The 23781-nt window shown below is 66.4% G+C and carries 24 protein-coding genes; 14 read left to right on the top strand and 10 right to left on the bottom strand.

Annotation, left to right across the window (positions count from 1 at the left end):
- Window positions 1-10: 10 nt before the first annotated feature.
- Window positions 11-382: a PilZ domain-containing protein gene (locus tag MLJ35_RS05415; protein WP_243383463.1), complete on the bottom strand. Its 372-nt coding sequence runs from the start codon at window positions 380-382 to the stop codon at window positions 11-13.
- Window positions 382-2121 carry an asparagine synthase B gene (gene asnB, locus MLJ35_RS05410; RefSeq protein WP_243383462.1) on the bottom strand — a complete coding sequence of 580 codons (1740 nt, stop codon included), beginning with the start codon at window positions 2119-2121 and terminating at the stop codon, window positions 382-384. The genes MLJ35_RS05415 and asnB overlap by 1 nt, the downstream gene beginning before the upstream one ends.
- Before the next feature lie 272 nt (window positions 2122-2393).
- Between asnB and tdh the strand changes: the two genes are divergently transcribed.
- Window positions 2394-3425, top strand: coding sequence for an L-threonine 3-dehydrogenase (gene tdh / locus MLJ35_RS05405; RefSeq protein ID WP_243383461.1), 1032 nt, complete (start codon window positions 2394-2396; stop codon window positions 3423-3425).
- Window positions 3426-3505: 80 nt separating this feature from the next.
- On the opposite strand, the gene MLJ35_RS05400 is transcribed toward tdh, so the two are convergent.
- A complete protein-coding gene (locus MLJ35_RS05400) occupies window positions 3506-4129 on the bottom strand; it encodes a type II secretion system protein GspG (protein ID WP_243293629.1) in 624 nt (207 codons plus the stop codon).
- A 55-nt stretch (window positions 4130-4184) separates the two neighbouring features.
- On the opposite strand from MLJ35_RS05400, the gene udk reads away from it, so the two are divergent.
- The 5 genes from udk to MLJ35_RS05375 all read left to right on the top strand — a co-directional run bounded on the left by udk (window position 4185) and on the right by MLJ35_RS05375 (window position 7414).
- Window positions 4185-4838 carry a uridine kinase gene (udk, locus tag MLJ35_RS05395; RefSeq protein ID WP_243321426.1) on the top strand — a complete coding sequence of 218 codons (654 nt, stop codon included), beginning with the start codon at window positions 4185-4187 and terminating at the stop codon, window positions 4836-4838.
- Window positions 4831-5148, top strand: coding sequence for a rhodanese-like domain-containing protein (locus MLJ35_RS05390; RefSeq protein ID WP_243383460.1), 318 nt, complete (start codon window positions 4831-4833; stop codon window positions 5146-5148). Before udk ends, MLJ35_RS05390 begins: the two co-directional genes overlap by 8 nt.
- Window positions 5148-5777 (top strand): NUDIX hydrolase, encoded by a 630-nt coding sequence (locus MLJ35_RS05385; protein ID WP_243383459.1) that lies wholly within the window; start codon window positions 5148-5150, stop codon window positions 5775-5777. Before MLJ35_RS05390 ends, MLJ35_RS05385 begins: the two co-directional genes overlap by 1 nt.
- Window positions 5778-5910: 133 nt before the next feature.
- Window positions 5911-6408: a YajQ family cyclic di-GMP-binding protein gene (locus tag MLJ35_RS05380; protein WP_243383458.1), complete on the top strand. Its 498-nt coding sequence runs from the start codon at window positions 5911-5913 to the stop codon at window positions 6406-6408.
- Between the two features lie 10 nt (window positions 6409-6418).
- Window positions 6419-7414, top strand: a complete 996-nt coding sequence (locus tag MLJ35_RS05375; protein WP_243383457.1) for a polyprenyl synthetase family protein — start codon at window positions 6419-6421, stop codon at window positions 7412-7414.
- 10 nt (window positions 7415-7424) lie between these two features.
- Here the strand turns inward: MLJ35_RS05375 and MLJ35_RS05370 are convergent, their stop codons facing one another.
- A complete protein-coding gene (locus tag MLJ35_RS05370; RefSeq protein ID WP_243383456.1) occupies window positions 7425-8780 on the bottom strand; it encodes a TPR end-of-group domain-containing protein in 1356 nt (451 codons plus the stop codon).
- Between the two features lie 194 nt (window positions 8781-8974).
- Window positions 8975-10456 (bottom strand): type IV pilus twitching motility protein PilT, encoded by a 1482-nt coding sequence (locus MLJ35_RS05365; protein WP_243383455.1) that lies wholly within the window; start codon window positions 10454-10456, stop codon window positions 8975-8977.
- Between the two features lie 100 nt (window positions 10457-10556).
- Between MLJ35_RS05365 and sucC the strand changes: the two genes are divergently transcribed.
- From sucC to MLJ35_RS05340, 5 genes are all read left to right on the top strand, one after another.
- Window positions 10557-11714: an ADP-forming succinate--CoA ligase subunit beta gene (gene sucC / locus MLJ35_RS05360; RefSeq protein WP_243383454.1), complete on the top strand. Its 1158-nt coding sequence runs from the start codon at window positions 10557-10559 to the stop codon at window positions 11712-11714.
- Between the two features lie 43 nt (window positions 11715-11757).
- On the top strand, window positions 11758-12630 hold the full coding sequence (sucD, locus tag MLJ35_RS05355; RefSeq protein WP_243321408.1) for a succinate--CoA ligase subunit alpha: 873 nt from the start codon (window positions 11758-11760) through the stop codon (window positions 12628-12630).
- Window positions 12631-12742: 112 nt separating this feature from the next.
- Complete coding sequence (locus MLJ35_RS05350) at window positions 12743-13141, top strand: acyl-CoA thioesterase (RefSeq protein WP_243383453.1); 399 nt, start codon at window positions 12743-12745, stop codon at window positions 13139-13141.
- An 18-nt stretch (window positions 13142-13159) separates the two neighbouring features.
- Window positions 13160-14038 (top strand): radical SAM protein, encoded by an 879-nt coding sequence (locus MLJ35_RS05345; RefSeq protein WP_243383452.1) that lies wholly within the window; start codon window positions 13160-13162, stop codon window positions 14036-14038.
- On the top strand, window positions 14038-15258 hold the full coding sequence (locus MLJ35_RS05340; RefSeq protein ID WP_243383451.1) for a CapA family protein: 1221 nt from the start codon (window positions 14038-14040) through the stop codon (window positions 15256-15258). Before MLJ35_RS05345 ends, MLJ35_RS05340 begins: the two co-directional genes overlap by 1 nt.
- Here the strand turns inward: MLJ35_RS05340 and MLJ35_RS05335 are convergent.
- The 5 genes from MLJ35_RS05335 to MLJ35_RS05315 all read right to left on the bottom strand — a co-directional run bounded on the left by MLJ35_RS05335 (window position 15255) and on the right by MLJ35_RS05315 (window position 19574).
- Window positions 15255-15812, bottom strand: a complete 558-nt coding sequence (locus MLJ35_RS05335) for an HD domain-containing protein (protein WP_243383450.1) — start codon at window positions 15810-15812, stop codon at window positions 15255-15257. The two genes, MLJ35_RS05340 and MLJ35_RS05335, sit on opposite strands and share 4 nt — an antisense overlap.
- Window positions 15813-15820: 8 nt before the next feature.
- Window positions 15821-16651: a tRNA pseudouridine synthase A gene (locus tag MLJ35_RS05330; protein WP_243383449.1), complete on the bottom strand. Its 831-nt coding sequence runs from the start codon at window positions 16649-16651 to the stop codon at window positions 15821-15823.
- A 2-nt stretch (window positions 16652-16653) separates the two neighbouring features.
- On the bottom strand, window positions 16654-17052 hold the full coding sequence (locus tag MLJ35_RS05325; RefSeq protein WP_243321396.1) for a response regulator: 399 nt from the start codon (window positions 17050-17052) through the stop codon (window positions 16654-16656).
- A gap of 31 nt (window positions 17053-17083) precedes the next feature.
- On the bottom strand, window positions 17084-17935 hold the full coding sequence (locus MLJ35_RS05320; protein WP_243383448.1) for a PHP domain-containing protein: 852 nt from the start codon (window positions 17933-17935) through the stop codon (window positions 17084-17086).
- 115 nt (window positions 17936-18050) lie between these two features.
- Window positions 18051-19574 (bottom strand): cellulose synthase family protein, encoded by a 1524-nt coding sequence (locus MLJ35_RS05315; protein WP_243322259.1) that lies wholly within the window; start codon window positions 19572-19574, stop codon window positions 18051-18053.
- 126 nt (window positions 19575-19700) lie between these two features.
- Between MLJ35_RS05315 and MLJ35_RS05310 the strand changes: the two genes are divergently transcribed.
- The 3 genes from MLJ35_RS05310 to MLJ35_RS05300 all read left to right on the top strand — a co-directional run bounded on the left by MLJ35_RS05310 (window position 19701) and on the right by MLJ35_RS05300 (window position 23359).
- Entirely contained in the window at window positions 19701-21602 is a 1902-nt protein-coding gene (locus MLJ35_RS05310) for a serine/threonine-protein kinase (RefSeq protein WP_243383447.1), read from the top strand.
- Window positions 21603-22214: 612 nt separating this feature from the next.
- The gene (locus MLJ35_RS05305; protein ID WP_243383446.1) at window positions 22215-22715 is read left to right on the top strand and encodes an ankyrin repeat domain-containing protein; all 501 of its coding nucleotides are present in this window, start codon (window positions 22215-22217) and stop codon (window positions 22713-22715) included.
- A 266-nt stretch (window positions 22716-22981) separates the two neighbouring features.
- The gene (locus MLJ35_RS05300; RefSeq protein ID WP_243383445.1) at window positions 22982-23359 is read left to right on the top strand and encodes a hypothetical protein; all 378 of its coding nucleotides are present in this window, start codon (window positions 22982-22984) and stop codon (window positions 23357-23359) included.
- Window positions 23360-23781 lie beyond the last annotated feature (422 nt).

Raw genomic sequence — 23781 nt, 5'->3', positions numbered from 1 at the left:
GGCGGAACGGCTATCCCTGGAGATGGTTCCGGGCTTCGAAGGCCTGGTCGGCCTCGGGGGAGACGGACCGGATCAGGGCCCTCAGCGCGTCGACGCCACTCGGCTCGAGCTCCCGCGAGAACTGGATGGCCATCCCATTGGGATCGGAGCGCACGACGGTTCCCCGGGTCACCACTCGCCTGCCGGCCTCGGCCTCCTCGAGCAGAATGGCCACGCCGCAGGCTGTGCCCACGGGCAGCCGATCCGGGCCGCCGATCAGGATGCCGCCCATGCTGATGTTGATGGCGGACGGAAACGCGATGATGCGTTCGGGGGTCACCACCTTCACGCGATAGGCGATGGGAACGCGGGGGTATTGTCGCTGGTCGGGAGTCGTGCTCATTAATGGGCTTCCGGGTTCGGCTGGCCCGGTGATGATAGCGCGGAGCCATGGCCCTGAAGGTGGACATCGGTCACGGCCCTCCCGGAGGGGTCAGCCTGGTTGGCGAATGAAGCATCCCACCGCAGGGCGGTTTCCGTGCTGCAGGCCACGCTGCGCTCGAAGGGCACGCAGTTCACGGCCGTGGCGCTGGGGAAGTGGTGCTCGAAGATCTGGCGGTAGAAGTAGGCCTCCTTGGTCTCCGGAGTCTTGACCGGGAAGCGCTCCGCCGCCCCGCGCATCATGGCGTCGCTGATCTCGCGCTCCGCCGTGGCCTTGAGGCTGTCGATCCACCCGTAGCCCACGCCATCCGAGAACTGCTCCTTCTGCCGCCAGAGCACCTCGTCCGGAATGAGGCCGTCGAAGGCCTGGCGCAGCGGGTACTTCTCGATGGGCCTGGGCCGCGGAGCGTTCCGGGGGAGTTTCACGGCGGGATCCAGTCGCATGGCCACGTCCAGGAACTCCCGGTCGAGGAAGGGCACGCGGGCCTCCACGCCCCAGGCCGCGCTGGACTTGTTGGCCCGGGCGCAGTCGTAGAGGTGCAGCTTCTGGAGCTTGCGGACGGTCTCGGCATGCAGCTCCGGACCGTCCGGCGCCTTGTGGAAATAGAGGTAGCCGCCGAAGATCTCGTCGGCACCTTCGCCCGACAGCACCATCTTGATGCCCATGGCTCGGATCTTTCGCATCATGAGGTACATGGGCGTCGAGGCCCGGATCGTGGTGATGTCGAAGGTCTCCAGGTGGTGGATGACATCTGAGAGGGCATCCAGCCCTTCCTGAACCGTGAAGTGGATCTCGTGGTGAATGGCGCCGATGTGATCCGCCACCAGGCGGGCGGGAGCCAGGTCCGGCGCGCCCTTCAGGCCCACGGCGAAGCTGTGGATCCGGGGCCACCAGGCGGGCGTGGCGCCCCCCTCCTCCACGCGGCCGTCCCGGTACTGGGCGGCGATGGCCGCCACCAATGAGGAATCCACGCCCCCGGAGATCAGGACGCCGTAGGGCACGTCGCACATGAGCTGCCGCCGCACGGCGGCTTTCAGGGCTTCGCGGAGTTTCGCCGGCTCGTAGGGCTCCTGGGGGACGTAGCCGGGCTGGGCCCAGTCGGGCTCGTAGTAGCGCTGGAAGCCCTTGTCCGCCTCATGGGCCAGGAAGTAGTGGCCCGGAGGAACCTCGCGGATCCGCTCGCAGTGGCCCACGAGGGCCTTCATCTCCGAGGCCACGTAGAGCCGCTCCTCCCGGTCCCAGCCCAGGTAGAGGGGGATGACGCCGATGGGATCGCGGGCGATGAGGTAGGTCTCTCGCTTGGGATCGTAGAGCACGAAGGCGAAGATCCCGTTCATGCGGTTGAGGAAGTCCCTGGGCGACAGCTCGTCGTACAGGTAGAGGATCACCTCGCAGTCCGAGAGGGTCTGGAAGTCGTGGGCCTCCCGCAGGCCCCGCCTCAGCTCCTTGTGGTTGTAAATCTCGCCGTTGACGGCCAGGACGGTGCCCTGGAGGGTGTCGACGAGAGGCTGGGCGCCGTGCTCCACGTCCACGATGGAGAGGCGCTCGTGGACGAGGATGGCCCGGTCGTCGCTGTAGATGCCGCTCCAGTCCGGCCCGCGGTGCCGGATCTTGCGGGCCATGGCCAGGGCCTGGCGCCGGAGTTCCGCCGCGTTCGAGCGCGAGGGGTCGATGTCGAGGATGGTGAGGACGCCGCACATGGGAGCTCCGAGGGGGATAAAGAAAAACCCCCGATCCGCTTTCGCGAATCGGGGGTGGTCCGGGAATTCAGGTGTCTAGGTGAGACCCTCTCCGGCCCACGCGCGATTCGCGCGAGGGAGCGGATTATTGAAGTTGCGGTTGGTCCGCAGAGAGGGGAAGGTCATGGGCCGCCTGAAAGAACCATATCGGGAGGCTTCACGAACCGTCAAGCACGGATGCGGTGGTGGCCGGTCTTGCCGTTGATGATGATAATGGTGCGGTTGGAGGCGCCATGAAAGCCCTGTTGAAGACCAAGCGGGAGGAAGGCATCTGGATGGGCGAGGTGCCCATGCCGGAGATGGGCCCCAACGACGTGCTCATCAGGGTTCACAAGAGCGCCATCTGCGGCACCGACGTGCACATCTACAACTGGGACGACTGGGCCCAGAAGACCATCCCCGTGCCCATGGTGGTGGGCCACGAGTACTACGGCGTCATCGAGAGGGTGGGCGGGGAGGTCGAAGGCTACAAGCCGGGCGACCGCGTGAGCGGCGAGGGTCACATCACCTGCGGGCACTGCCGGAACTGCCGCGCCGGCAAGCGCCACTTGTGCCGGAACACCGTGGGCGTTGGCGTGAACCGCACGGGCTCCTTCGCCGAGTACCTCTCCATCCCCGCTTTCAACGTGTTCAAGGTGCCGGACAACGTGCCGGACGAGGTGGCCTCCATCTTCGATCCCTACGGCAACGCCACGCACACGGCCCTCAGCTTCGACATGGTGGGCGAGGACGTGCTGATCACCGGCGCGGGCCCCATTGGCATCATGGCCGTGGCCATTGCGAAACACGTGGGCGCCAGGCACGTGGTCATCACCGACGTGAACGAGTACCGCCTCGACCTGGCCCGGAAGATGGGCGCCACCGTGGCCGTGAATCCCATGAAGAAGGGCCTGCCCGAGGTCATGAAGGATCTGGGCATGACTGAGGGCTTCGACGTGGGCCTGGAGATGAGCGGCAATCGCAATGCCTTCGAGTCCCTGCTGGAAGCCATGCATCACGGTGGCCGGGTGGCCCTCCTGGGCATCCTCCCCGGCGACTGCGCCATCGACTGGAGCCAGGTGATCTTCAAGGGGCTGATCCTGAAGGGGATCTACGGCCGCGAGATGTTCGAGACCTGGTACAAGATGGCCGCCATGGTGCAGAGCGGCCTGGACATCACCCCCGTCATCACGCACCGCTTCAGCATCGACGACTTCCAGAAGGGCTTCGACGCCATGCGGAGCGGCCAGAGCGGGAAGGTGATCCTGGACTGGGGAGTGAAGTAGCTCCTCCCGGCCGGACAGAACGGCGAAAGGCGGTCATGCTGCCGCGTTTCGCGTGCTTGCGCGCGAAGCGCGCAAGCACCTCAGCGTACCGGCTGAGGCTGAGGGATGGGCGGGTAGGGGCCGTCGGTCCAGGGAGCGCCGTCCTTGATGAGGATGTCGCCCGCCAGCCCCTCGCCGCCGGGCAGTCCGTCGGTGCCGAGGCAGGCCAGGTAGTAGCCGTCCAGCTTGGTGTTGAACTTCTGCCGCGCAGGACCCCGCTTCACCTGGACGTCCTCGATGGGTCGGGCGACATAGGGCCGGTAGAGGAACGGATGGCCCCAGGGGGCCTCGGGAACCTGGTCGAGGTATTCGGGCACGAGGCCCTGCAGGGTCTCGGGGTACTCGCCGGTCTTGGCCTTGTAGCGGATCAGGGCATCCGTGATGCGCTTGAGGGCGGCGCGGACCTGCTTCTGGCGGTCGGCCAGGTCGCGGCTCACGAAGGCTTCGATGAGGAAGAGGTCCTTGGTGGCCTGGTGGGCGGCGTCCGAGTCGGGGTAGCGATCCACCAGCTGCTTCATCATGGCCCGGGCTTCGAGGCTCCGGCCCTCCAGGTTCAGCTTCCGGGCTTCTTCGTAGAGGTTCCCGGGGAGCCTGGGGTCCTCGGAGCTGCATCCGGCGAGCAGGGCAAGAAGGGCCAGGGCAGGGACGAAACGCGCGCGGTTCATGGCATGAACCTTAGCAGAGGCGCGGGACGGTAGGATGGAAGGATATGGGGGGCACATGATCGACAGGCCGATGCTGGTGGGCATCGTAGGGGGGTCAGGCAGCGGGAAGACGTCTGTCGCGGCGGAGCTGGTCGAGCGGCTGAAGCGCCGGTCAGTGGCCACACTCCTGCTGGACATGGACGCCTACTACGCCCCGCTGGAACTAGTGAAATCCCGATTCGATGGCCTGCCCGTGAACTGGGACCACCCCCATGCCTTCGACCTGGAGCTCATGGCTGCGCACCTGTCTGCCATGCGCCGCGGGGAGAGCATCCGCAAGCCGATCTATGACTTCACCATCTCCGACCGGACCGGCTGGGGCGACCCGCTCCCGCCGGGCCAGGTGGTCATCCTGGAGGGCCTGCTGCTCTTTGCCCTGCCGGAACTGCGCGACCAGCTCGACATGAAGGTGTTCGTGGACACGGACGCCGACATCCGCATTCTCCGCCGCATCAGGCGGGACACGAAGGAGCGGGGCCGCAGCCTCGAGAGCGTCATGGACCAGTACGAACAGAGCGTGCGTCCCATGCACCTGGAGTTCGTGGAACCGAGCAAGCGCTGGGCGGATCTCATTGTCCCGACGGGGGTGGAGAACCGCACGGCGCTTGACGTCATCACCCACCACATCTTCAGCCGCGTGCTGGACCAGGGAGACCCTCATCGTGTTTGAGCACGGCATCCACCTTTCTCCTGAGACCTACCGCGACCTCCCTGAAACCGTGCAGCGCCTGGATGTGCGCGAGCGGTGGGAGTACGACCTGGCCCACCTTCCAGGTGCCACCCTCATCCCGCTTGGCGAACTGGCGAGCCGCCTGGGCGAGCTGGATCCGTCCCGTCCCGTGGCTGCCTACTGCCACCACGGCTCCCGCAGCCTCCACGCGCTCCGGTTCCTGCATGGAGCGGGCTTCACGGACATCGCGCACCTGGCCGGAGGCATCGACGCCTACAGCCTCATGGATCCTTCCGTGCCGAGGTACTGATGCGGTTGCTTCACCGTCATCCGGAGGGGTTCGATCCGAACGCAGCCTGGACCCAGGAGTCCGAGAGCGTGCGTCAGGATTCCCGGCTCTTCCGGCAGATCGTGGCCCAGCGGCGCAGTCCCCACACAGGGCGGCAGCACGCGTTCTACCGCCTGCAGGGCCCGGACTGGGTGAACGTGGTGGCCTTCACACGGGAGGGTGACCTGCTGGTGGTGGAGCAGTTCCGGCACGGCATCGATGCCCCGACGCTGGAGATCCCGGGCGGGGGCTGCGATGCGGGGGAGGCTCCGGAGTCGGCGGCCCGGCGGGAGCTGCGGGAGGAGACGGGATTCCGATCCGACCACTGGGTCTCCCTGGGCTCGTGCACTCCGAATCCGGCCACCCAGAACAATCGCTGCCACACCTTCCTGGCCCTGGACTGCGACCCGGAGGGAGCCCTGGCGCTGGATCCCGCCGAGGAACTGCAGGTCTGGGCCTGCGGCTGGCCTGAGTGGCGCGCCCGCATGGCCCATGGGGAGATCCACCACGCCCTGGTGCTGGCGGCCTTCCAGCTCCTGTCTCTCTGGGAGGGCTGGCCCGCGCTGCTCGGGGTGCTGGAGGCCTCGGCCGAAAAGCGCAGGCAGGATTGACAGGGTTCAAACGAAGTTCAGAGCCCCACTCATCCTGTTAGTCCGGCTTTTCATCCGGTGAACCCGGTCTCCGCCTTTTCCTGGGTTCGGCCAAGGCGCTAGTCTGAAAGGTGTATCCCTGTGAGGAGTGCCCATGGCCAGCGAATGCTCTTTCGATGTGGTGTGCAAGGTGGACCTGGACGAGGTGAAGAACGCCGTGTCCCAGGCCATGAAGGAGATCGGGCAGCGCTACGACTTCAAGGGTTCGGTGTCGAAGATCGAGCTCAAGGATGACAAGGTGCTGGTGCTCACCAGCGATGACGAGGTGAAGCTCAAGGCCGTCATCGACGTGCTCCAGACCAAGCTCCACAAGCGGGGCGTGAGCATCCGCAGCATGACCTACGGCAAGATCGAGCCCGCCGCGAAAGGCAGCGTCCGCCAGGAGGTCACCATCCAGCAGGGCATTCCCGTGGAGAAGGCCAAGGGGCTCATCAAGGCGCTGAAGGATTCGAAGATCAAGGTCCAGGCCAGCATCCAGGGCGACCAGCTCCGGGTGAGCGGGAAGAGCCGCGACGACCTGCAGGAAGTCATCGCCCTCTTCAAGAAGGACGATCAGGGATTGGACCTGCAGTTCACCAACTACCGGGGCTAGGAGTTCTTCGTTGAGCCGACTCGACCTCTCCCGCTACTTCCTCCCCATCGCCCCCAAGCTGGGTGGCGTGGAGGCGGAGCTCCAGCGCATCCTCCAGAGCGACGTGGAGGTGGTCCAGAAGCTGGCCGACCATGTCCGGGGAGGGCAGGGGAAGCGCCTGCGGCCAGCCCTGGTGATGCTGTCGTCCCGGTTCTGCGGCGTGCCCAACGACGAAGACGTGCGCTTCGGCGCCGTCTTCGAGCTGATCCACACGGCCACCCTGGTGCATGACGATGTCATCGACCACGCCCAGCTCCGGCGGGGCATGCCCACCCTCAACCGCCTGTGGGGCAACACGCTGACGGTACTCTTCGGGGACCTGCTCTACCTGGTGGCCATGAGCGAGGCCATCGCCGGGCGCAGCTGGCGGATGATGGAGATCTTCGCGGAGGTCACCACCCGCATGATCGAGGGTGAGCTGATCCAGAACGATGTGCTCTTCAAGCTCGATACCAGCCGCAAGGACTACTTCGACATCCAGGAGCGGAAGACCGCCTTGCTGTTCAGCGGCTGCACCGAGACCGGCGCCGTCCTCACGGGCCGGAGCCAGGAGGAATGTGTCGCCATGCGCCAGTACGGCCTTGAAGTGGGCCGGGCCTTCCAGCTGGTGGATGACCTCCTGGACTACACCGCCACCAGCGAGCAGCTGGGCAAGCCGGCCTTCAGCGACCTGCGCGAGGGCAAACTCACCCTGCCCATGCTCACCCTGCTGGAGAAGGCACCGGACGAGGCCCGATCCCTGGTCCGGACCATCTGGGATCGGGGCGAGGAAGTGCCCATCCCGCCCGACGAGGAGGCCCGGCTCCGGGATCTCATCACGCGGCATGACGCGCTCTCCGAAACGAGGGAGCTGGCCCTCAAGGCCTCACGGAACGCCGTGGTCCAGGTGTCGGCCGTGAAGGGGGACGACGCCACCGGGGCCCTGCTGCGGGAGATCCCCGAGGCCCTTCTGTCGCGGAGCATGTGAGGCTCCAGGCTCAGTTCCCGAGGCGGACCATCAGGGCCTGGAACTGAGGGTGCGACCGCACGGAGTCCAGGTCACCGTCGTGGAGGAACCAGCCCTTCTGGGTCAGCCCCCCGGCCACCGCACGTTCAAGGCAGTCCAGGCTCTCCTCCGGGGCATCAGCCAGGGCGTGGATGCAGCCCAGGTTGTAGAGGAGCATGGGGTCGTCGGGGTCCAGGCTCCGGGCCATCCGGGCCCAGGCCAGGCCCTTCTCCCGATCGCCCAGCGCGACCAGGGCGTTGGCCCCCAGGTAGCGGGCCCGCACATCGTCGGGCACCCGCTCCAGGCGCTCCTCCACAAGGGCGAGGCCGGCCCTGCGGGCGCGTTCCGCCTCATCCTCCAGACCCAGGCTGTGGTAGACCTGCGCCACGAGCAGGATTGCCTGGAAGTCCTCCGGGCGGAGGGCCGCCGCCCATTCGAAGAACTCGATGGCCCGCTCCGGCTTGCCGCTGGCGAAACAGTGGCGGGCGTAGAAATAGGCCGCCTCGTAGAGGTTGGGGTCCAGCCGGAGGGCCGTCTCGAAGGCCTCCTCCGCCTCGTCAGCCAGGCCGGCTGCCGAAAGAGCCACTCCCCGGGAAGCATGGGCCTCAGCCAGGCCGGGATCCAGCTCCAGGGCCTTCCGGCTGCAGGACTCTGCCAACTCCCTCTGCGTCTCGGCACGATCGAGGTAGATGTAGCTGTAGGCCGCGCAGTTGGCCAGGCCTGCCCAGGCGGAAGGGAAGGCCGGGTCCAGGTCCAGGGAATGCCGGAACATCTGCGCCGCGAAACCCATGCCCTGGCGGCTGAAGCGGAAGTAGTACTGGCGGCCCCTCAGGTAGTAGTCGTAGGCGTCCAGTCCCACCGCGTGCCTGGCCTGCCCGGGAGCGGGCACATGCAGGGCCGAGGCCACGCACCGGATGACATCGTCGAGGGTGGCGAAAAGCTCCTGGCGGCTGAAGACATAGGGCTTGGCCCAGGCCACCTTGCCCGATTTCACATCCACCAGGGTCGTGTTCAGGGTCAGGAGGGTCCCTTCCTGCATGAGCGAGCCGGCCAGGATGGCGGTGGCGTGCAGCCGCCGGCCGACCTCCGCGGGTGAGAAGGGTGAGTCTCCATACCGGAAGGAGGTGGTCCGGGACAGGACCTGGAGACCTTCGATCCGGTTGAGGCCCTGAAGCACCTCATCGGCGGTGCCCTCGCCGAGGTGGTCGTCGACACCATCCGGTCGCGGATTCAGGAAGGGCAGGACCGCGACCACCGCCAATCCTCTTCGCGCTTTCGGATGGAGCAGGGAGCCCTTCGCGGCGGCCGATCCATATGAACGCGGGGACTTGCCCAGGTGCAGGGTCATGTTCCACCTCCAGGGCGGATGTCATGGCGTGAGGGTGCGGCTTCCCGAATGCATCATTGTGAATAGAAAAGACTTTTGGCGTGTCCCCGTCAGCGGGATCGGAAACCGGAGGTCGAGGTGGACGGACAAACGAACCCTCACCCGCAGGTGGTATCCAGCATGGGATGCAGGTTCAGCCGCGCAAGGGGCTGGTCCTAGCTCTCGACTTCCCCCAACCGCAGATCGAACGGGATCCCGGCCCGCTTGCAGGCCGCGATGAAGCTCTCCTTGTCGGGGCACTTGAGGTAGGCCTCCATGGGCTCCACCTTCTTGTCCTTGATGAGCTCGACCAGGGCATCGTTCATGAGCCTCTGGCCGTAGCTCCGACCCGTCTGCATGGCGCTGGGGATCTGGAAGTTCTTGCCCTCGCGGATGAGGTTGGCGATGGCGGGGCTGATGAAGAGGGTCTCCAGGGCGGCGATGCGGCCCCCGCCGATCTTCTTGAGCAGAGTCTGGCTCACCACGCACTTGAGGGCATCCGCCAGCATCACGCGGATCTGCTGCTGCCGGTCCGCCGGGAACTGGTCCACGATGCGGTCGATGGTGCCGATGGCGCTGCTGGTATGCAGGGTGCCGAAGACCAGGTGGCCCGTGATGGCGGTCTCCAGGGCGATGGCGATGGTCTCCAGGTCGCGCATCTCGCCCACGAGGATGATGTCGGGATCCTCGCGCAGGGCCGCACGGAGGCCGTTCTTGAACCCGTCCGTATGAGTCCCCACTTCGCGCTGGTTCACCAGGCAGCCCTTGCGGGGATGCACGAACTCGATGGGGTCCTCGATGGTGAGGATGTGGTCATGGCGCTTCTGGTTGGCCAGGTCGATGATGGCTGCCAGAGTGGTGGACTTGCCGCTGCCCGTGGGACCGGTCACCAGCACCAGCCCCTTGGAGAGGTCGCAGAGGCGCCGCACGGGATCCGGGAGGCCCAGCTTGTCGGGGTCGGGGAGCTGGTTCGGGATGACGCGGCAGACCAGACCAGGGCCGACGCGATCCATGAAGTAGTTCACGCGCAGGCGGCAGCCGCCTGCCTCGTAGGCATACGCGAAGTCCGCGTCGTGGTGTTCCTGGAAGTGATGCCAGGCCGCGGGAGTGGCCAGGGCCTCCATCATCTCCAGCAGGGTGGCGGGTTCCAGGCGATCGAAGCCCTCGATTTCCTTCATGTCCCCATGGACGCGGACCAGGGGGGGCTCCATGGACGTGCAGTGGAGGTCGGAGCCCTGCTTCGAGAGAAGCGCCGAGAACAGGCGTTCCGCCAGGGGATGGCCCTGGCCTCGCTCGGTCCGCAGGGGCGAGGCCGCTGAAGCGGGCGGGGGGGTGGATGGACGGGGAGACGCCGGGCCCTGCCATTCCGCGATGAGGACCGGAATCCCGCCTTCCCGATCGAGCCGGATTCCGAAGATTTGGCCGTCCAGTTCGTGCTGGAACTGGGCCTTTCCTTCCATCTGCCAGGAGGCTTTGAGGTCTCCGGGAACCACTTCGCCAGCCAGAACCTCCACCATCAGCGCGGGGAGGGGGTTGGGCAGGAGGTCCATGACCTCGCCGGTCTTGAGCTCGAGGTGGGGTTTCTGGTCGGCCACCAGGTGGAGGCGGCGACCTCCGCGAGCGATGACGTGGGACAGCAGCCGGTCGATCTGGGGCATGGACAGCTCCTGCTTAAAGGATGCCACGAGTCACAGCCTTCAGGGTTCGGCGGCGCCGGCCCGGGCGGTAGACTGGAAGGCGACCTTTTCGGGAGTGAGCATGAATATCCACGAATACCAAGCCAAAGAGCTGCTGCGGCAGTACAAGGTGGCCACGCCCGATGGGAAGGTCGCCCAGGACGCTGAAGAAGCCCGCATGATCACCAAGGAGTTCGGCGGGGCCAGCGTCGTCAAGGCGCAGATCCACGCGGGCGGCCGTGGCAAGGGCGGTGGCGTGAAGTTCGCGACGGATCCCGACAAGGCCGCGGAGCTGTTCAAGGCCATGATCGGCATGCAGCTCGTCACCAAGCAGACCGGCGCCGAAGGCCGCAAGGTCCGCACGGTGTTCATCTCCAAGCCCATCGACATCGAGCGCGAACTCTACCTGAGCTTCCTCGTGGACCGCGTCACCAGCCGGGTCACCATCCTGGCCTCCACTGAAGGCGGTGTGGAAATCGAGGAAGTGGCCGAGAAGACTCCCGAGAAGATCGTCAAGGTCGCCATCGATCCGGCCCTGGGCCTCAGCGGCTTCCAGGCACGCCAGGTGGCCTTCGCCCTGGGCCTCGAAGGCGACACCTTCAAGAAGGGCGTGGTCTTCCTCCAGAACCTCTACCGGCTCTTCGTGGAGAAGGACTGCTCCATGGTGGAGATCAACCCCCTGGTCGTCACCAAGCAGGGCGATGTGACCGCGCTCGACGCCAAGATCGGCTTCGATGACAACGGCCTCGTCCGTCACCCGGATGTCCTGGCCTACCGCGACCTCAACGAAGAAGCGGAAGAAGAAGTGGAAGCCAGCAAGTACAACCTGAACTTCATCAAGCTGGACGGCAGCATCGGCTGCATGGTGAACGGCGCGGGCCTGGCCATGGCCACCATGGACATCATCAAGTACTGCGGCAGCTCCCCGGCCAACTTCCTGGATGTGGGCGGCAGCGCCACCGAGGACGCGGTGAAGAACGCCTTCCGCATCATCCTCCAGGACAAGTCCGTGAAGGCCGTGCTGGTGAACATCTTCGGCGGCATCATGCGCTGCGACATCGTGGCCTCCGGCATCGTGAACGCCGCGAAGGAGATCGGCATCAAGGTGCCGGTGGTTGTGCGCCTCGAGGGCACCAACGTGGAGGAGGGCAAGAAGATCCTGGCGGAAAGCGGCCTGAACCTCATCGTCGGAGCCGACCTGAAGGATGCCGCCGAGAAGGTGGTCGCCTCCATCAAGTAGGTCCATCCACGGAACCCGGAATCACATTTTCGAGAGGTATGACATGGCTGTTCTCGTGGGCAACCACACCAAACTCATCGTCCAGGGCATCACGGGCCGCGAAGGCCTCTTCCATGCCAAGGGCTGCCGCGACTACGGCACGAACGTGGTCGGCGGCGTGACCCCCGGCAAGGGCGGCACGGAGATCGAAGGCTTCCCCGTCTTCAACACCGTCAAGGATGCCGTGGCCAAGACCGGCGCCAACGCCACCATGATCTTCGTGCCCCCCGTGGCCGCGGCGGACGCCATCCTCGAAGCCCTCGATGCGGGCATCGAGCTGGTCGTCTGCATCACCGAGGGCATCCCCGTCCTCGACATGGTCAAGGTCAAGCGGGTGCTTCCCAACTACCCCAAGAGCCGCCTCATCGGCCCCAACTGCCCCGGCATCATCAGCCCCGGCCTGGCCAAGATCGGCATCATGCCCGGCCGCATCCACAAGCAGGGCCATGTGGGCGTCGTCAGCCGCTCCGGCACCCTGACCTATGAGGCCGTGGGCCAGCTCACCGCCCTGGGCATCGGCCAGAGCACCTGCATCGGCATCGGCGGCGATCCCGTCAGCGGCACCAGCCACATCGACGCGCTGGAGATGTTCAACAACGACCCCGACACCCACGCCGTCATCATGATCGGCGAGATCGGCGGCAGCGCCGAGGAAGACGCCGCCGCCTGGGTGAAGGCGAACATGAAGAAGCCCGTGGTGGCGTTCATCGCCGGCCAGACGGCCCCTCCGGGGCGCCGCATGGGCCACGCCGGCGCCATCATCTCCGGGGGCAAGGGCACCGCCGCCGAGAAGATGAAGGCCCTCACCGCCGCGGGCATCACCGTGGTGCAGAGCCCCGCCGACATGGGCAAGGCCCTCGCCGAGCGCCTGAAGTAGCCACAACGAAGAGCTTCACCACCAAGACACCAAGGCACCAAGAACTGCTTTTTCTTTTCTTGGTGTCTTGGTGTCTTGGTGGTTAATTTTCATTATGTTGATTTCACGGGAAATGGTCCTGGACCAGGACATCGGCCTCAACGCCACGCTGTTTGGCGGCGACATGATGTCCCGCATGGACAAGGTGGCGGGAATCACCGCCTCGCTCATGTCCCGGAACCGCCGATTCCTCACCCTCAAGGTCTCCGAGCTGGTCTTCCACAGCCCCGTGCGGGCCGGGGAGATCATCGAGTTCTACGTAGCGGTCGCCCGGCAGGGGCGCACCAGCATGACGCTCCAGATCGAGGTGCAGGTCTACCAGCCTGTGTCTGATGCCCGGCGGGCCGTCACCAGCGGCGAATTCGTTATGGTGGCCGTGGACGAAGGGCAGCATCCCGAGCCCATCCTGTGGAAACCCGAGGCGGTCCTGGCCGCCGCGGAGGCCCACCGGGCCCGGAGCGGCCAGGCCTGAAGGGCGTATCCTGGTGCCATGACGGATCTCATCAAGGCCCATCTGGATCACCGCCGCGTCTGGCGGGATTTCGACTATTGCTACCCTGTGATTTCACGGCGGAGCCGCGGGGTGAGCCTGGGTGTGAACCTGAACCCGGACAAGGTCTGCAACTTCGATTGCGTCTACTGCGAGGTGGACCGGCACACGCCCCCCAAGCGGAAGGATCTGGATCTGGACCTGCTGGACAAGGAGCTGGGCCTGCTGCTGGACCTGGCCACCAGCGGCGAGATCTATGGCATCCCGCCCTTCGATTCAGCCCGCCCGGAGCAGCGGCGGCTCAACGACATCGCCTTCAGCGGCGACGGCGAACCCACCACGGCCCGCGAGTTCGCCGAGGTGGTGGCGAGGGTCGCCAGCCGCAAGGAGCAGCGCGGGCTCGACCTGGTGAAGCTCGTGCTCATCACGGATTCGAGCCGCCTGCAGGCCCCCGAGGTGGTGAAGGGCCTGGAGACGCTCATGGCGAACCAGGGCGAGATCTGGGCCAAGCTCGACGCAGGCACCGAGGCCTTCTACCGAGAGATCTGCCGCAGCCAGGTGCCCTTCCAGAAGATCCTCGACAACCTCCTGGCCACGGCCCGGCGCTGGCCCATCCTCATCCAGACCCTCTTCCTCAGCTGGAAGGGGCAGGGACCCTCCGCCGCCGAGGTGGCCGCCTACTGCGAACGGCTGGAGGCCATCCAGGCCCAGGGCGGCCGGCTCCGGGCCATTCAGCTCTACACGGTGGCCCGGCCCACGCCGGAAGCCGAGGCCCGCCCCCTGTCCCGGCAGGAGATGGACGACCTCGCGGCGCAGGTTAGCGCCCGGCTGCCCAGCCTGCCGATCGAGGTTTACTACGGGCCGGAGGCCTGGGACTGATGCGCTCCCGATGGCCATTCGCTGCCGCGATCCTGGCCGCGGGGCTGGGCAGCCTGGTGGGCTGCCGGTCCCGCCGCACGCCCCCGCCACCCCCACCCCCGCCGCGCCTCCGCCTGGTGGCCGTGGGGGACATCCTCATGCACCAGGACGTCAAGGCCTCCGCAGAGCATGCGCCGCAGGGATTTCCGGCGCTCTGGGCAGATCTTGTGCCCCTCTTCCGTGACGCGGACCTGGCCTTCGGCAACCTGGAGACGCCCGTGGCGCCCACCACCGGCCGTCCTGGCGTGCCCTTCCAGTTCAATGCCCCGGCGGCCCTGCCGGGCGCCCTTCGGGCGAGCGGGTTCACCGTGCTCTCCACGGCCAACAACCATGCCTTCGATCAGGGGGCGAAGGGCGTTCGCGAGACCCTGGACCGCTTGCGGGCCGAGCAGCTGCTCGCGGTGGGCAGCGGGGAGGACCGGCCCAGGGCGGAGGCGCTCCAGATCGTGGAACGGCAGGGGCTGAAAGTGGCATTCCTGGGTTTCACGGACATCTTCAACGTGAACCTCGACCGCAAGGCCACTGAACCCTGGGTGCGCCCCCTGGACCTGGAACCTGCCATGGCCGCTGTGCGGGACGCGCGTTCCCGGGCCGACCTGGTGGTGGTGAGCGTCCACTGGGGCAACGAGTACCAGCGCCAGCCCACCAAGCGCCAGCGGGACATCGCCAGGCGGCTGGTGGAGGCGGGCTGCGACCTGGTGCTGGGCCACCACCCCCACGTCCTTCAGCCCGCGGAAATCCTGGAGGCAGGCGGCCGCAAGGCCCTGGTGGCCTATTCCCTCGGCAACTTCATCAGCAACCAGGACCGCATGTACCGGGCCGACCTGTTCCCGGTGGCGGGGGGCGATAGCCGCGACGGCGCGGCGCTCCAGGCCATCTTCGAGCAGCGCCGGGACCTGGATGGGCGGACGCATGTGGGCCTGTCCGAGGCCTCCTTCGAGCCTCTGTGGACCGAGAACAACTGGGGAGCCCCCGCAGCGAAGCGGGAGATCCGCGTCATCCGCGTGGCTGCGGCCGAGGCCCGGGCACGGGCCGAGGTCGAAGCCCTCTCGACGCCTCAGGAGGGCCCGGAGGCCCAGGCTCGACGGGCAGCGCTGCTGGAGAAGCAGGAATACCTCAGGACACTCATCCTCCGGCGCCGGCGGATCACCGAGACCTTGGGCGAGGCGTTCGTCCGCTAGCCCAGTCCCAGTTCAGCCCGGTTCTCGTGCAGCACGGCGATGATGCGGGCCAGGTGCTCCTCCTCGGTGCCTCCCACGGCCTCCAGGAGCATGCGGAAGCCTTCGGCCACCTCGAAGCGGTCCACGCCCGCGGCAAAGGCCTTGTCCTTGAGCTTCTTCTTCACGCTCTTCGGCTCCAGGCCCTCGGTGCGGGTGGGGCGCACCAGGGCACAGGCCATGACGAAACCCGTGATCTCGTCCGAGGCCAGCAGGGCCTTGTCCAACAGATGGTCGTAGGGGACGTTCCAGCGGGTGTAGTGGGCGCTGATGGCGTGGGCCAGCTCTGTCTCGCCCCGCTCGCGGAGCCAGGCGACGATGCGTTTGGGGTGCTCCTCGGGCCAGCTGTCGTAGTCCGCGTCGTGCAGCAGGCCCGCCAGGCCGAAGCGCCCGGTATCTTCTCCCAGCTTCTCCGCGAGGTCGCGCATGACCAGTTCCACGGCCCGGGCGTGGGTCCGCAGCTTCTCGGAGGGTGTCCATTGGCAGAGCAGGGTCCAGGCTTCATCGCGGGTGAGCATCACAGGCCTCAGTAGATGGGGATGGCCGGGCTGAGCGGCGCGGGTTCGGGATCCCCGGGATAGCGCACGGACTCCAGGAACAGGCCGGAGGCCGGGGCCGCCTTGGCCGCCCAGTACAGGTTCGCCGCCTCGGTGGGCGCATGGAGATCCTCCAGCACCCGACGGGGTTCCTCTTCGCCCAGGGCGCAGGCCACAGAGGCGCCGACCATGCGCCGCACCTGACGACGGAAGAAGTGGGTGGCGCAGACCCGCAGCAGCACGAGGGATCCGGATTCGGCGACCTCGCAGCGGAGGATCCGGCTCAGCCCATCCTCCTCGGCATCCAGGTCCGCGAAGGAGCCCAGGTCCTGGTCGCCCTCGAAGGCGGTCCAGGTCTTCCGCAGCCGGTCCAGGTCCAGGCTGCGCTTCACCCACCAGATCCAGGGCTTGCCGAAGGCGCTCCGCCGCCGGCTGATCTGGTAGAGGTAGGTTCGGTCGACGGCGTCGAACCTGGCGTGGAAGCGCGGCGCGCAGGATCGGACGTCACGGATGGCGATGTCCTGGGGGAGGGTGGCGTCGAAGATCCTGCGGAGCTCACCGGGCCGCGGCGCTCCCTTGGCCTCCAGGTGCAGGTGGGCGACCTGGCCCAGGGCGTGCACGCCGGCATCCGTGCGCCCCGCGCCGCCCAGGTAGACGAGCCGCAGGCCCGCCTCGTGGATCGCGTGCTCCAGGCTGCCCGCCACGGTGCGAACCCCCTCGCGGGTCTGCTTGGGGCCTTGTTTCTGCCAGCCGTGGAAGCGGCTGCCGTCGTATTCCACCAGCAGGCGGTATGCGGTGTAGGGTACGGGTTTCGCGGCCACCGTCAGGCTCCGGCGACGGATTTCACCGCCTCGATAAGGGTCGCGGGATCGTGGATCGGCTTCGAGATGTAGCCTTCCGCGCCCGTCAGCTCCAGGTACTTCTCCCGGTCTCCGAACATGGCGTGGGCGGTGGCCAGCAGCACGGGGATCCGGCGGGTGGCTTCGTCGGTCTTGAGCAGCTTGGTGATGAAGATCCCATCCACCTTCTGGCCCTGGTAGCTCGAGCGGGAGAGGCTCACGTCCATGATGATGGCTTTCAGGTCGGCCTCCCGGGCGAGCCGGAGGATCTCGTCGACTTCTTCCGACACCAGCACCTCGTAACCGCCCTTCTTGATCAGCACGGTCTGGATGAACTTGATGTTGATCGGGTCGTCCTCCACCAGGAGGATTCGCTCTGCCATGGCTGCCTCGTTTGCACCAGCCTATCGGCAATCAGTGGTAAGTGCCCTTTTTTTGCTGTCTTTCCAGGGCGTCCAGGAGGTTGTCCGGCACCTTGAGCCCGCCCCGGCCCGAACCCAGGCGCAGACCCGGTTTGTTGGCGCCGTGGTAGTCGCTGCCACCCGTGACCACCATGCCAAGCCGCGCCGCCAAGGCCACGAAGTGCTTCTGTTCCGCCGCCCGGTATTCGCCGTAGTAGCCCTCCAGGCCCTCCATGCCTTCGTGCTGGAGATCCTTCATGGCTTCGTCCCAGCGGAAGGAACCGCCCGCGAAGCGTCCCGGATGGGCCACGACGGGCACGCCGCCGGCCTCGCGGATCCAACGCGCCGCTTCCGCGGGGTTCAGCTCCTCCCGGGGCACGAAGCCCGGGCAGTCGTCTCCAATGAGGCGCTCGAAGGCCTCTGGCGCCCGTTTGACGAAGCCCCGGGCCGCGAGGGCCTTGGCGAAATGGACCCGGGAGATGAGGGGGGTCTCGGCCTGGGCCTGGACATCGTCGTAGGTGATGGGGCAGCCCAGCTCGGCCAGGCGGGCGAGCATGCGGCGATTGCGGTCATCCCGGCGCAGCCGCAGCTCGTCCAGGCGGCCCTGGAACCGGGCGTCGGCGGGATCCACCAGGAGGCCCAGCACGTGCAGCGAGCGGCCCAGGAAGCGGCAGCTCAGCTCGGTGCCCACCAGGAGGCGAACTTTCACCTTCGGCTGCATGGCCAGGAACTCCGGGATGCCGCCCAGGGTGTCGTGGTCCGTGAGGCAGAGGGCCGCCAGCCCGGCCTCCTCGCCAAGCAGCGCCAGGCGCTCCGGCGTATCAGTGCCGTCCGAGTGGAGGGTGTGGCAGTGGAGATCGATCAATGGGTACCAGGGAGATGGGTGGGTACCAGGTGGATGGGCTCGCCCCGGGGACGCCTCCGGCATGGACCGGAACGAGGACCCGGGGCGGGGCAGGGCCCCAGCTCGAAAGCTCGCGCTACTGGACGAAGTTCGAGGCGCTCTGGGCGTCGTCCACAGGCTCATCCATGGCCAGGCGGCGGAACAGCTTCACATCCGCCAGGGACAGGATGCTCATGTAGGCGAAGCCGCTGAAGAACAGCCAGAGGAAGGGCACGGAGGCCCACTTGCGGATGTAGATGGCCACGAAGAGTGCGACGAAGTAGTAGACCGCGAAGCCCAGCTCCAGGAAGGTCAGCAGGCTCTTGGGCACCTTGTAGGCCCGCTTGGTGACGGACTTGCCGTTGGCGTCCACGCCGTACTTGGGGGTGCGCTTGAATTCCTTGTCGTCCGTGAAGAAGCCTTCCATCACGGCCTTGGCCTGGTTCAGGGCGAGGCCGATGCCCAGGCCCATGAGGCCGGGGATGTACTTGAGGCGGGTCTTCCAGCCGGTGTTGTCGGTAAGTTCCTTCTGGGAGAGGCCGAAGTAGAGGCCCACGCTCACCGCGTTCAGCAGGAAGAAGGGACCGTCCGTGAGCAGCAGGACGTGCACGGGGGTCCCGGCCCGGAAGATCATGCTCGGCACCATGATGATGCTGAGGATCACCATCAGGATGTAGTTGCAGTTGGCCGTCAGGTGGAACCAGCACTCCAGCTTGGTGTGCAGGCTCTCGTCGGACTTCCAGATAGTCTTCATGAGCTTGCGGATGACCTGGGCATTGCCCTTGGCCCAGCGGTGCTGCTGGCTCTTGAAGGCGTTGACCTCCACGGGCAGCTCGGCGGGGACGACGAGGTCCTTGAGGTAGACGCCCTTCCAGCCCTTGAGCTGGGCGCGGTAGGACAGGTCCGCGTCCTCGGTGATGGTGTCGTGCTCCCAGCCGCCCGCATCGGCGATGGCGGCCACGCGCCACATGCCGGCGGTGCCGCTGAAGTTGAAGAAGGCGTGGGACCGGTGACGGGCCGTGTGTTCGAAGACGAAATGGCCGTCGAGCAGGATGGCCTGCACCTGGGTCAGCAGGGAGAATTCGCGGTTCAGGTGGGCCCAGCAGCCCTGGACGAAGGCCACCTTGCCGTCGGCGAAGTGGGGCACGGCCTTGCGGAGGAAGTCCTCCGTGGGCAGGAAGTCGGCGTCGAACATGGCCACCAGCTCTCCCTTGGCGACCTTCAGGCCTTCCGAGAGGGCGCCCGCCTTGAAGCCCGTGCGATCCGTGCGGTGCAGGTAGTGGATGTCGAAGCCCAGGGCCTTGTAGCGGTCACAGACGGCGCTGGCCACCTTGACGGTCTCGTCGGTGGAGTCGTCCAGCACCTGGATCTCGAGCTTCTCCTTGGGCCAGTCCATCTTCACGACGTGGTCCATGAGGCGCTCGATGACGTTCATCTCGTTGAACACCGCCAGCTGCACCGTGACCACCGGCAGGTAGGTCGCGTCGCCCACGGGCTGCGGCACGTCCTTCTTGTGGCGGTAGTAGAGCAGCAGCATCCAGAGGCGGTGCGCCCCGTAGATGCTCAGGATGGTGAGTAGCGTGAAGTAGGTGCCGAGCACGATGGTCTTGACGACTTCCATCACGGAATAAGCCTCCCAGGGCCCGGGCCAGCGGACCTGCCGTTATTGTGCCATGGAGAGTCGGAAAAACCACGAAAAACATGACAATCTACCACTTCATCCCGATGCGTCCGGTAGGATGCTGGCATGGCCGATCTCGACAACTTGAACTTCCCCAGGACCATCGGTCGCTACCAGGTTCTCCGCCTCCTGGGCTCGGGGGCCATGGGCAGCGTGGTGCTCGCCGAGGATCCCCGCATCAAGCGCAAGGTGGCCATCAAGCTCATGAAGCTGGACGCGGTGCGGACCGAGGCCGATCAGCACGAGCACCTGATGCGCTTCCAGCGCGAGGCCGAGGTGTCCGGCCTGCTGAACCATCCCGGCATCGTGGCCATCTACGACGTGGGCGAAGAGGAGGGCTACGGACCCTTCCTGGCCATGGAGTACGTGCCTGGCAAGCCCCTGGACGGGCTGATGAAGGAAGGCGGCCCACTGCCGAACATGGAGAAGCTCCGCATCGCGGCGGGCATCGCCGAAGCGCTCGACCACGCCCATGCCAAGGGCATCGTCCACCGGGACGTGAAGCCAGGGAATGTCATGGTGGGCGAGGACGGCCGCACCAAGCTCATGGACTTCGGCATCGCGAAGCGCGAGGACGCCAGCCTCACCCAGACGGGCACCTTCCTCGGCACGCCCAGCTACGCCAGCCCTGAGCAGATCCGCGAAGGCAAGGTGGACAGCCGCTCGGACATCTTCAGCTTCGGCGTGCTGGTCTTCGAGCTGATGAGCGGCCAGTCCCCGTTCCCCGGCACCTCCATCAACACCATCCTCTACCGCATCGTCAACGAGCCGCCCGCGGAGGTGCAGCCGCCGGTGCTGGGCGTCCTGCCCGACGGCTGGCACCGGGTCTTCGACAAGGTGCTGTCCAAGCGCCCCGAGGACCGCCACCCCACCTGCACGGCCTTCGTGCGCGACCTGCTGGACGCGGTGACGGACATCGCCAAGGAGGACCGCCGCGAGCTCCTGGGTATCCTCAAGATGAACGGCGAGGCGCCCATTCCCGCGATCCGCTCCACGGCCTACGACGAGACCATGGTGGTGGCCCGTCCCGAGCCCCGCGGCACCGGCCGGATCTGGATCGCCGCAGCCGCCGTGGCCGCCCTGGCCGTGGGCGGCTGGTTCCTGTTCCGGGGTCCGAAGGCCGCCCGCCTCCAGATCAATTCCCAGCCCACGGGCGCCAAGGTCTTCGTGAACGATCTGGCCGTGGGCGCCACGCCCATGAACCAGCCCCTCCAGGCAGGCGACACCCTGCGGCTTGAGCTCAAGGGCTACCGGCCCCTGACCTATGCCTTCAAGCCCGGCGAGGCCCCGCCCGTCTTCCCGTTGGAGGCCATCATCAGCGAGGAGGTCATCGATTCCGTGCCTTCCGGGGCCACGGTGGTGCTGGATGAGAAGGCCCAGGAGGGTCTGACGCCGCTGAAGGTGCGTTGGAACCAGGGCCAGCCCCACCGCCTGACCCTCACCAAGGAGCAACTCGGTTTCGCCTCGGACTTCGCCCCCGGCGAGGTCCCGGCCGGTCGTGCCTTCGAATTGAAGGAGGCCACCACCGCCGATACCCGCCAGGAGCCGGCCCTGGACCCCAACGCCCCCGGGATCCTCAAGCTGGCGGGTGCCTTCGGCGTGCGCGTGAAGGTGGATGGCAAGGACATGGGCGACCTGGCTCCCGGCGCCAAGCTGCCCCTCCCTCCCGGCGCCCACAAGGTGGAGCTGTCCAGCGCCCGGCACTACTTCAGGGACAGCCGGAACCTCAGCGTCACCGCCGGCCAGACCCTGCCCCTGAACCTGCCCGCCCTCGCCACCCTCACCGTCGAAACCTTCCCCGGCACCGGCAAAGTCCTCGTGGATGGCCAGGACACCGGCATCGAAAGCGACGGCAGCGGCGTCAAGCTTGCCGAAGGCCGCCACACCGTCACCGTCCGGGGCCCCAAAGGCACCAAGAGCGAAACCGTGGAGGTGCGGGGAGACAAGGGGTTGAGATTCCCGTTGTGAGTTGAGGGAAGGGGAGAGCCTTGGGCCTTCCCGGATTCCCTTAACCGCTATTTTTATTTCCCAATGGCAGCCATCCACAAACATTCAGATCAATTAGGCAGTCCAAACCACTTGCTGCTCAACCCCTAGTTTTACGGCTATCTAAGTATTTATGTTTATCTGTAAATTAAATGATGTGGTTTCAGGATTGGAAGAGATCGCCGTCCAAATTATAGTTAGGCATTCAACAATCATTTCTGGTGCCCATGTTCGATATCCTCGCAGCAGTCTATGAATTCATAGCAATGACACCAGTTCCATTGAGAGTGGTTGTTGCGCTGCTTCCCACTTTCCTCATCTCTGGCTTTGTATACTGGGTTCTTTCGAACTAAACAGTCGGGGCCTGGCTCCTAGGCACTCTTATCCTCATCGCGCTTGCCCTTGGCATTTGGTGGCATAACTGTGAAAGCAAATATGATCATCCAGCGTGAATGCCTAACCCTCCACTCAAGTCGGACCCCGCCTGCATTGGAGATCGCTCTAGCCAGTCTCCCGTTCCCCCGGTTCTGCTCAGCGCCTTAATATAAGGGACCCAGTGAGCCCTCTTCGTCAGGCATCCACCATCACCCAGGCATGAACCACAACCGAATTCATTCTGCATTCCTAGAAGGTGACCTGCGGGCGATTCGCAGCGAGCTCGGGGACCCTGTCGACTTCCCCAACTCACCTTGGGGTGAATGCGGCGATTACTGCCTTGATTACGCGCTCTATCATTCGCCGATATCTCTGGTGAGGGAGCTTTTGCAGCTAGGGGCTGATCCGAATTACCCGGACTCGGGTTTTCCCTCCTTGTTCGCCGCGCTCACGTCCAATCACCAGGATCGATGCGACCGGATCCGCCTGCTTCTCGATTTCGGCGCAGATATCCAGCAACGGGGGGTGAACGATTACACCCCCTTGCACTTTGCCGTCTCAAACGACAATGGGGACGCGGTGACGCTCCTGCTTTCCCGGGGTGCGGATGCGTCCGCCCGGACTCGCATCGATCACTACGCGACGCCGCTCGAGGAAGGGCTGCGGTTTGGGCATTCCATGGGCGTCGACGCCCTGCGCCGACATGGGGTGCACGCCTGAACCTCCGGCATGCTTCAGGCCGTTTCAACCATTCGGCCCCCAGAAACGACCGTTCGGCGGTTTCTGCTGCTGAGCGACCTCAGGTCCGGTTTCATGGGTGAGTCCCGCGAGGAGCCCACCCCGTGCCATTCCTTTCCAGTGACCTCCAGCCGCATCCGGCGCCCGCGCGCGTGGCGGCTTACGCCCCGTGGCTCAGGCCGAAGCGGTCGGGGTGGCAGGTCCCCCTGGCAGGGGCCGCGGCACATGACGCCCGCCAGGTTCTCCGGTTGGACCGGCTGCCGGAGCTCTCCAGCTTTGAGGCGTTCGAGGAGCACCTCGCCACGGTGCTGAACAGCGGCGTGTGCGTGTTCTTCGACGGGGCGGAGCCTCTGCTGTTGGCGGGGCAGAGCACTGCGGGCGCCGTGAGCGGCCTGCGGATCGTGATCGGGCTGGATGAACGCGGGGCTTCCCGCTTCCATGTCCTGGGCCCGGGCGTCGATGCCTCCTTCGCCATGGCCGACGGGGCCTTCCTGGCCGGTGAATCCGACCGCCGGCGGACCGACCTGATCCGTTACTGGTACCAGCACGCCAAGCCCCATCTCATCAAAGTCTGGAACGATTCACGGTCCTTCCACCCTCCGGTCGGACCTCACGACGCGGCCTAGGGAGGAAGAATTCCCTCCGCGTGACCCTGCGGGTGACGCGGAGGCCGCAGGGCTGGCTGCGCACGGGCCTCCGCCTGCGCCGGCCAGCCGGGAACAGCCCCCCGGGCTGTCCCCGGCTGGCCCTACCTGCGCGCCATCCCTGATTCGAATCCTCCAAGCGCCCCCTAACGAAAACGACCGCCTGGCGGCGGCCGTCTAGCTCGGTCATGGCATAGCCATGGCCGAGCGCGGGGGCCCCGGGGGTGTGCGCGGAGCGCAGGACCCCCGGACAGCACTCGTTGGGGAGGAAGGATTCCCTCCGCGTCACCCTTCGGATGACGCTCCGGCCGCAGGGCTGGCTGCGCACGGGCCTCCGCCTGCGCCGGCCAGCCGGGGGCCCCCCCCCCGGCGGGCCCCCGGGGGGCCGAACCGGGCGCCCACAC

This window comes from Geothrix alkalitolerans (genome assembly GCF_022808885.1).
Classification (GTDB): domain Bacteria; phylum Acidobacteriota; class Holophagae; order Holophagales; family Holophagaceae; genus Geothrix; species Geothrix alkalitolerans.
The sequence above is the reverse complement of the archived record's forward strand: the minus strand, read 5'-3'. Positions and strand labels throughout refer to the sequence as shown.

Coding starts and splice junctions, on each gene's coding strand:
- MLJ35_RS05415 (WP_243383463.1), bottom strand. CDS start 382: ATGAGCACGACTCCCGACCAGCGACAATACCCCCGCGTTCCCATCGCC.
- asnB (WP_243383462.1), bottom strand. CDS start 2,121: ATGTGCGGCGTCCTCACCATCCTCGACATCGACCCCTCGCGCTCGAAC.
- tdh (WP_243383461.1), top strand. CDS start 2,394: ATGAAAGCCCTGTTGAAGACCAAGCGGGAGGAAGGCATCTGGATGGGC.
- MLJ35_RS05400 (WP_243293629.1), bottom strand. CDS start 4,129: ATGAACCGCGCGCGTTTCGTCCCTGCCCTGGCCCTTCTTGCCCTGCTC.
- udk (WP_243321426.1), top strand. CDS start 4,185: ATGATCGACAGGCCGATGCTGGTGGGCATCGTAGGGGGGTCAGGCAGC.
- MLJ35_RS05385 (WP_243383459.1), top strand. CDS start 5,148: ATGCGGTTGCTTCACCGTCATCCGGAGGGGTTCGATCCGAACGCAGCC.
- MLJ35_RS05380 (WP_243383458.1), top strand. CDS start 5,911: ATGGCCAGCGAATGCTCTTTCGATGTGGTGTGCAAGGTGGACCTGGAC.
- MLJ35_RS05370 (WP_243383456.1), bottom strand. CDS start 8,780: ATGACCCTGCACCTGGGCAAGTCCCCGCGTTCATATGGATCGGCCGCC.
- MLJ35_RS05365 (WP_243383455.1), bottom strand. CDS start 10,456: ATGCCCCAGATCGACCGGCTGCTGTCCCACGTCATCGCTCGCGGAGGT.
- sucC (WP_243383454.1), top strand. CDS start 10,557: ATGAATATCCACGAATACCAAGCCAAAGAGCTGCTGCGGCAGTACAAG.
- sucD (WP_243321408.1), top strand. CDS start 11,758: ATGGCTGTTCTCGTGGGCAACCACACCAAACTCATCGTCCAGGGCATC.
- MLJ35_RS05350 (WP_243383453.1), top strand. CDS start 12,743: ATGGTCCTGGACCAGGACATCGGCCTCAACGCCACGCTGTTTGGCGGC.
- MLJ35_RS05345 (WP_243383452.1), top strand. CDS start 13,160: ATGACGGATCTCATCAAGGCCCATCTGGATCACCGCCGCGTCTGGCGG.
- MLJ35_RS05340 (WP_243383451.1), top strand. CDS start 14,038: ATGCGCTCCCGATGGCCATTCGCTGCCGCGATCCTGGCCGCGGGGCTG.
- MLJ35_RS05335 (WP_243383450.1), bottom strand. CDS start 15,812: ATGCTCACCCGCGATGAAGCCTGGACCCTGCTCTGCCAATGGACACCC.
- MLJ35_RS05325 (WP_243321396.1), bottom strand. CDS start 17,052: ATGGCAGAGCGAATCCTCCTGGTGGAGGACGACCCGATCAACATCAAG.
- MLJ35_RS05315 (WP_243322259.1), bottom strand. CDS start 19,574: ATGGAAGTCGTCAAGACCATCGTGCTCGGCACCTACTTCACGCTACTC.
- MLJ35_RS05310 (WP_243383447.1), top strand. CDS start 19,701: ATGGCCGATCTCGACAACTTGAACTTCCCCAGGACCATCGGTCGCTAC.
- MLJ35_RS05305 (WP_243383446.1), top strand. CDS start 22,215: ATGAACCACAACCGAATTCATTCTGCATTCCTAGAAGGTGACCTGCGG.